Origin of the sequence: Streptomyces colwelliae (assembly GCF_048158785.1) — a bacterium.
Classification (GTDB): Bacteria; Actinomycetota; Actinomycetes; order Streptomycetales; family Streptomycetaceae; genus Streptomyces.
This window is the reverse complement of the sequence record NZ_JBLTJC010000818.1, coordinates 1-1,148: the sequence shown is the minus strand read 5'-3', so window position 1 is coordinate 1,148 and position 1,148 is coordinate 1. Positions and strand designations below refer to the sequence as shown.

2 protein-coding genes are annotated in these 1,148 nt (G+C 69.2%); one reads left to right on the top strand and one right to left on the bottom strand.

Annotated features, from left to right (window positions below):
- Positions 1 to 228 precede the first annotated feature (228 nt).
- Complete coding sequence (locus ACNFOC_RS54590; RefSeq protein ID WP_416966342.1) at positions 229 to 453, bottom strand: DUF2277 domain-containing protein; 225 nt, start codon at positions 451 to 453, stop codon at positions 229 to 231.
- Positions 454 to 569: 116 nt separating this feature from the next.
- Between ACNFOC_RS54590 and ACNFOC_RS54585 the strand changes: the two genes are divergently transcribed.
- A partial coding sequence (locus tag ACNFOC_RS54585) for a ketopantoate reductase family protein (protein ID WP_416966341.1) occupies positions 570 to 1,148 on the top strand: 579 nt, incomplete at its 3' end.

The following is a 1,148-nucleotide window of genomic DNA, read 5'->3' as shown; positions in this document are numbered from 1 at the left end:
CTACGGATCGGGGGCGCGCGTCTGTCTTTTAGGGGCGCGGGGAACTGCGCGACCAGCCCCCACCGACCCGCAGATTCGCTACAGACCGGAAGCGGGGGTCCGTTTCTCAGGGACACGGCTTCGCTACTGATCAGGGGCGCGCGTCCGTTTTTAGGGGCGCGGGGCTGTATCAATGTGCGGCTCCGCCGCGTGGGCGCGACCAGCCCCCACCGACCCGCACTTTGACCACTACGCCCCCCTCGGCGCGCCCCTCACCTCAATCCCCGCAAGCAACTCGGCCGTGGCCTCGGCGATCACATCAACCGCGTGATCAAAGACCTCGCGATTGTGCGCGGCAGGCGCCCGGAACCCGGAGACCTTGCGCACGAACTGCAACGCGGCGGCACGAACCTCCTCCTCCGTGGCCTCGTCGGGCAGGGCGGGCGGTCGAAGCGTCTTGATACTGCGGCACATACGTCCAGTCTCGCGCTTCGGAAGCGATACCGCCGCCCCTCTCCCGAACACACCTGCGATGATCCCTCCGAGGCGGCCACCGTTCACGGGGCCGACCGACGAGAGGACGCGACAACATGGCGAACAACGAACTCACCGTGGCGGTACTGGGCCCCGGAGGCGTAGGCGGCCTGCTCGCGGCGCTGCTGTCCCGCGCCGGCCACCGGGTGATCTGCCTGGCCGGAGAAGAAACGGCCGACACCCTCCGTACGAACGGAATCCAGGTCCACAGCGCCCGCTTCGGCGACTTCACCGCCCCGGTGGAGGCGGACACGGACCTACGCGAACCGGTAGACGCCTGCCTGATCACGGTCAAGGCGACAACTCTGGACGCGGCCCTCACCCGAGTCCCGGCGAAGACCCTGGGCGACGCCCTCCTCGTCCCGTTCCTGAACGGCGTAGAACACCCGACGCACCTACGCGCCCGCTACACCCCCACCCAGGTCGCCCCCGCGATCATCCGGGTCGAGTCAACTCGCACCGCCCCAGGGGTGATTGATCACGGCAGCCCGTTCGCGGAGATCGACCTGACGGGCGACACGGTCCCCCGCGACCGCCTGGACACACTGGCGGCAGCCCTGCGCGCGGCCGGCCCCAAGACCCAAGTCCTGCCCGACGAAACGGCCGCACTCTGGGCCAAGATGACATTCCTGGCC

Coding starts and splice junctions, on each gene's coding strand:
- ACNFOC_RS54590 (WP_416966342.1), bottom strand. CDS start 453: ATGTGCCGCAGTATCAAGACGCTTCGACCGCCCGCCCTGCCCGACGAG.